This is a genomic window from Streptococcus sp. HMSC072C09 (assembly GCF_001813105.1).
Lineage (GTDB): Bacteria > Bacillota > Bacilli > Lactobacillales > Streptococcaceae > Streptococcus.
Genome location: NZ_KV811485.1, coordinates 244,197 through 249,532, shown reverse-complemented (window position 1 = coordinate 249,532; position 5,336 = coordinate 244,197). Strand labels below are relative to the sequence as shown.

At 41.7% G+C, this 5,336-nt stretch carries 5 protein-coding genes; 2 read left to right on the top strand and 3 right to left on the bottom strand.

Annotated features, from left to right (window positions below; genetic code table 11):
* Positions 1–36: 36 nt before the first annotated feature.
* Both rpoD and dnaG read right to left on the bottom strand, forming a co-directional pair.
* Positions 37–1,146, bottom strand: a complete 1,110-nt coding sequence (gene rpoD / locus HMPREF2893_RS01260) for an RNA polymerase sigma factor RpoD (protein WP_021152924.1) — start codon at positions 1,144–1,146, stop codon at positions 37–39.
* A 2-nt stretch (positions 1,147–1,148) separates the two neighbouring features.
* Complete coding sequence (gene dnaG / locus HMPREF2893_RS01255) at positions 1,149–2,927, bottom strand: DNA primase (RefSeq protein WP_049496671.1); 1,779 nt, start codon at positions 2,925–2,927, stop codon at positions 1,149–1,151.
* A 214-nt stretch (positions 2,928–3,141) separates the two neighbouring features.
* Here dnaG and mscL point away from each other — a divergent pair, with 214 nt between their 5' ends.
* A complete protein-coding gene (mscL, locus tag HMPREF2893_RS01250) occupies positions 3,142–3,522 on the top strand; it encodes a large conductance mechanosensitive channel protein MscL (RefSeq protein ID WP_021152922.1) in 381 nt (126 codons plus the stop codon).
* A 100-nt stretch (positions 3,523–3,622) separates the two neighbouring features.
* On the opposite strand, the gene rpsU is transcribed toward mscL, so the two are convergent.
* Positions 3,623–3,799 carry a 30S ribosomal protein S21 gene (gene rpsU / locus HMPREF2893_RS01245; protein ID WP_000048054.1) on the bottom strand — a complete coding sequence of 59 codons (177 nt, stop codon included), beginning with the start codon at positions 3,797–3,799 and terminating at the stop codon, positions 3,623–3,625.
* 178 nt (positions 3,800–3,977) lie between these two features.
* Here rpsU and HMPREF2893_RS01240 point away from each other — a divergent pair, with 178 nt between their 5' ends.
* Positions 3,978–4,946 (top strand): NAD(P)/FAD-dependent oxidoreductase, encoded by a 969-nt coding sequence (locus HMPREF2893_RS01240; protein WP_070673852.1) that lies wholly within the window; start codon positions 3,978–3,980, stop codon positions 4,944–4,946.
* Positions 4,947–5,336 lie beyond the last annotated feature (390 nt).

The window sequence follows — 5,336 nt, the reverse complement described above, 5'->3', positions numbered from 1 at the left end:
TTCTAGGCGACCGTTAAAAAGGTCCCCCGGACCTTTTTAATCCTCTATAAAGTCACGCAATGGTTTGCTTCTGCTTGGGTGGCGGAGTTTGCGGAGGGCTTTGGCTTCGATCTGACGGATCCGTTCACGGGTCACGTTGAAGACTTTACCCACATCTTCCAAGGTCCGCATTTTTCCATCATCCAAACCGAAACGTAAACGAAGTACGTTTTCTTCACGGTCTGTCAGGGTATCGAGGACTTCATCTAATTGTTCACGTAGAACCACACGAGTGGTGTAGTCTACTGGATTTTCAATCACTTCATCTTCGATGAAATCTCCCAAATGGCTATCGTCTTCTTCCCCGATTGGCGTTTCCAAAGAAACAGGCTCTTGGGCAATCTTCAAGATTTCGCGTACCTTATCAGGCGTCATATCCATGCGTTCAGCGATTTGTTCAGGCGTTGGGTCTTGTCCCAATTCTTGCAAGAGATTGCGTTGTTCACGAACCAACTTGTTAATGGTTTCCACCATGTGAACAGGGATCCGAATGGTCCGTGCTTGGTCTGCAATGGCACGAGTGATAGCCTGACGAATCCACCAAGTAGCATAGGTAGAGAACTTGAACCCTTTGGTATAGTCAAACTTATCAACGGCCTTCATCAAGCCCATATTTCCTTCTTGGATCAAATCCAAAAATTGCATTCCACGACCAACGTAACGTTTCGCAATGGATACAACCAAACGAAGGTTGGCTTCTGCAAGACGTTGCTTGGCTTCCAAGTCACCTTGTTCCACTAAGATAGCCAATTCTTGTTCTTCTTCATTTGTCAAAAGAGGAACAACCCCAATTTCTTTCAAGTACATCCGTACTGGGTCGTTGACCTTGGCAGAGTTGCTTCCAAGCAATTCCTCATCTGACAATTCTGGCTCTTCTTCATTGTTCAACACACGCGCACTTGGGTTACCATCTTTATCCGTGATCGAAATTCCTGCATCTTGAATCCGTTGCAAAAGATCTTCAATCCCATCTGCATCTAGTGTGAATGGAATAACCAACTTGTCATTAATTTCATCATCTGTTGCAGTTCCACTTTTCTTGTGGCTGCGAATAAACTCTGCAATTTGAACGTCCAATGTTGTAATATCTTTTTGTTCTTTAGCCATTCCTACTCCATTCTTCTTTTTTGAGCGATCAAACGCTCGAGTTCCAATAAAGCTTTTTCCGCATCCCCTGTCGAGGAAGCTTCCTTCACTTTATTTCCAATTTGTTGACTTTCTTTGCGAAGAAGCTCACGATTTCGCGTTTCTTCCACTTCTTCTAATTCACCATCCGCTATCTCTTCTGGCAAATCTTCTTCTACCATCCGGTACCAGGCGTGCTGGACCCCTTCAGGTTGCTCGGACAAATCCTGAGATGTGACTTCTCCATTTTGACAGAGTAATTGGTACAAGATCTGTAACTCCGGTGTGTCAAAGACAAAATCAGGTCGCAAACGGTAATCATTAAGCACCATTGGAAAATCTTTCATCCTACTTAATAAATGATTTTCCGCCTTGATCAAGCGCGTCATCCCACGATTAGGCAGGAGATCGACTGAAAAATTCGACGTTCTTGATCGTCCACCACTTTGATCCTCCTGCCGTTGATGCAAGCGACAATTATTGACAATCTGCTCAATCTGCAAATAATCAAAGTCCGGCAATAAATCGGCCAACTTATAAATATAGGTGTTTTGCGCTGTGATGGAGCGCGTCTGGGCGATCATCGGTGCCAGCTTCTCGACAAACTCAATCTGTGCCTGTAAGTTCTCAATATACTGGGGTTTCCAGTAGTGCATCAAGAATTCAACCTTACTGATCCGCGAATTCTTCAAGAGGGAAGCTAGATCTTCTGGGGAGGTCTTTTTGAGGTACTCATCGGGATCCATCTGATCAGGGATACGGACGATCTCCAACTCCAGATCCTGCAAGACATCCAAGGCCTTAGCGGTTGCTTCAAGTCCCGCCTTATCCCCATCATAGGTCAAAATGACCTTTTTGGTAAAATGAGACAGGTGCTGGACGTGCTCTGGTGTCAAGGCTGTCCCCATAGAGGCGACTGCATTTTCAATCCCAGCTCGATAAGCCGCAATGACATCCATAAAGCCTTCCATGATATACATTTCATGTTGCTTTTTGGCGCTCGTCTTAGCTTGATCCAAATGATAAAGTTCATAACTCTTATTAAATAGACGGGTACTTCGACTATTCTTGTACTTGGCTTGATGACTGCCATCATCCGTTAGTTTCCACAGTCTACCAGAAAAAGCAATGACACGTCCACTATCATCCGTCAAAGGAAACATAATCCGATCCTGAAAGGCATCAAAAACTGTTCCAGCATCTGAGATTGTGAATAACCCCGAATCGGTAATCACTTTCTCAGAGAACTTCTCAGAGAGATTTCGATAGAGATAATTCCCTTCTGCTGGGGCTAAGCCCAATTGAAAATGTCGGATGACCTCATCCGTCAATCCACGTTCATACAGATAATTTCGCGCTTCTTCTCCCATCTTTGTCGTCATCAGAATCGCCTGGTAGAACTTACTGGCTTCCTGATGAATCTCATAAAGTTCTTGGTTGGGATTGATAGACGTTGGTTGAGCCGGCCTTGCTTGGTACTGAAGCGCAATACCCGCTTTTTCTGCTACGATCTGGACCGCATCCATAAAAGCGACTCCACGGTATTCCTCAATAAACTTAAAGACATCTCCCGAGCGACCACATCCGAAACAATGGTAAAACTGCTTGTCTTCAACGACATTAAAAGAAGGAGTCTTTTCACCATGAAAAGGACAGAGCCCTAAAAAATTACGGCCAGCCTTGGTCAAAGAAACAACTTCTCCAATAACTTCAACAATGTTTACACTGTTTTTAATTTCTGCAATTAGCTCTTTATCAACCATAAACAGTGCCTCCATTTTACCATAGATTATCACTTTATATTTTATACTAAAAGTTAGTAAAAGTAAATTTTTTCCTACCGATTTCACACATAAAAGAAAAGATTTTCAACCTTTATCACTAATTTTAAAAAATGAGGCATATTCCTTGTCAGTCGAATATTTTTCCGTTATACTATCATAGTAAAAAATTATTATGAAAGGACATATTTAGGATATGTTAAAAGATTTGAAAGCTTTTCTCCTTCGTGGGAATATTGTTGACCTTGCTGTAGCAGTCGTTATCGGAGCTGCATTTGGAGCTATCGTAACATCACTTGTTAACGATATCATCACTCCACTTATTTTGAAACCAGCTATGAAAGCTGCTGGTGTTGATAAGATTGCTAATTTGTCATGGAACGGTGTTGCATACGGTAGCTTCTTGAGCGCTGTGATCAACTTCCTTGTTGTTGGTACTGTTCTTTTCTTCGTAGTGAAAGCTGCTGAAAAAGCTCAAAACCTTGGTAAAAAAGAAGAAGCTGTCGAAGAAGAAGCTCCTGCTCCTACTCAAGAAGAGTTGCTTACTGAAATCCGCGACTTGCTTGCAAACAAATAATCAGATAAAAAGATCCGATCTTCTAGCTAGAAGATCGGTTTTTTTGTCTTTAACGGATGAAAAAAACAAAAAACAGACCGAAGTCTGTTCTTGTATTCAATTAGAATTTTTTACGTTTACGAGCTGCTTCTGATTTACGTTTACGTTTTACAGAAGGTTTTTCATAGAATTCACGTTTGCGTGTTTCTTGAAGAGTACCAGCTTTAGTAACCGCACGTTTGAAACGACGAAGAGCATCGTCAAGAGATTCATTCTTACGTACTACTGTTTTTGACATATTTTTCACTCCCTTCAAGCCTAAAATCTTAATCATTTTATCACACTTTAAAGAGGCTGTCAAGATCTTTTGAAACTTTTCTAGCCCTCCTAGCCTTCATGTCATTTCTTTTTCCAACTTTTTCATTCTTCCCATTTTATGATACAATGGAAACAAAGAAAACCCTGAAGGAGATACTATGTCAGAAATTTATGATATTACAATTGTTGGGGGCGGACCAGTTGGTCTGTTTGCTGCTTTTTATGGCAATATGCGCCAAGTTAAAGTCAAACTGATTGATTCCTTACCTCAACTGGGAGGGCAACCAGCCATTCTCTATCCAGAAAAAAATATCCTCGATGTACCCGGTTTTACCAATTTAACAGGTGAAGAATTAAGCGACCGCTTGATCGAGCAAGTCAAACGATTCGATACACCGATCTTCCTCAATGAAACTGTAGAGGATATTCAAAAAGAGGGTGACCTCTTCACTATCACTACTTCTCGCCAAGTGCATCAGTCTAAAGCCGTCATCATTGCCATGGGTGGCGGTGCCTTTAAACCACGTGCTCTTGATATCGAGGGGGCTGAAGACTTCGATAATGTCCACTACCATGTTTCAAATATCCAGCAATATGAAGGACAGCAAGTGACCGTCCTTGGTGGTGGGGACTCTGCTGTGGACTGGGCTCTTGCTTTTGACAAGATTGCTCCAACTACAATCATTCACCGTCGGGACAACTTCCGTGCCTTGGAACATAGCGTTGAAGAACTCAAACAATCTTCTGTTAGCATCAAAACACCATTTATTCCTAGTCGTTTGATTGGCGAAAATGGTCATGCCACTCATCTTAAAATCACAAAAGTTAAAACCGATGAAACCGAACTCATCCCGATTGATCACTTATTTGTCAACTATGGCTTTAAATCTTCTATCGGAAACTTGAAAGAATGGGGTGTAGAATTGCAACGCCATAAAATCAAGGTGAACCAAAAACAAGAAACCAGCCTTCCTGGAATTTATGCCTGTGGAGACTGCTGCTTCTACGAAGGAAAGATTGATCTCATCGCTACAGGTCTTGGGGAAGCTCCAACAGCCGTAAACAATGCCATCAACTACATCTATCCAGATAAGAAAGTCCAACCAACGCACTCAACTAGTTTATAATAAAAAAGGCCTTTGGCCTTTTTTAAATTGAAGTCAAACTATTTTAAGTTAATCGATTCTGCAAAGAAGTAAAAATGAGTTCCTATTTTTAGTATGAATCAAGAAAATACAAAAACTTTCCGCTGTGAGAAAAGTGCCTGAAACAATACGTTTCAGGCACTCGGGAGTTTTGAGAGTAAAACAGTTTGGGAAACTATTTTAGCCTGAGCCCAGAAATTAAAGAGCGAAGGGGCTCAATACGAATTGAACACGGGCTGCGGCTTGTGTCAAAAAGATAAGTTTTCCTAGAACCTAAGGATTCTGCGTCAAACTTCCTATTTTGACTTGATCCGCAGACGCCCTTAGTATCTTGATTTAGTCATGGAACTTCTATGAAGTTCGCTGACGTCC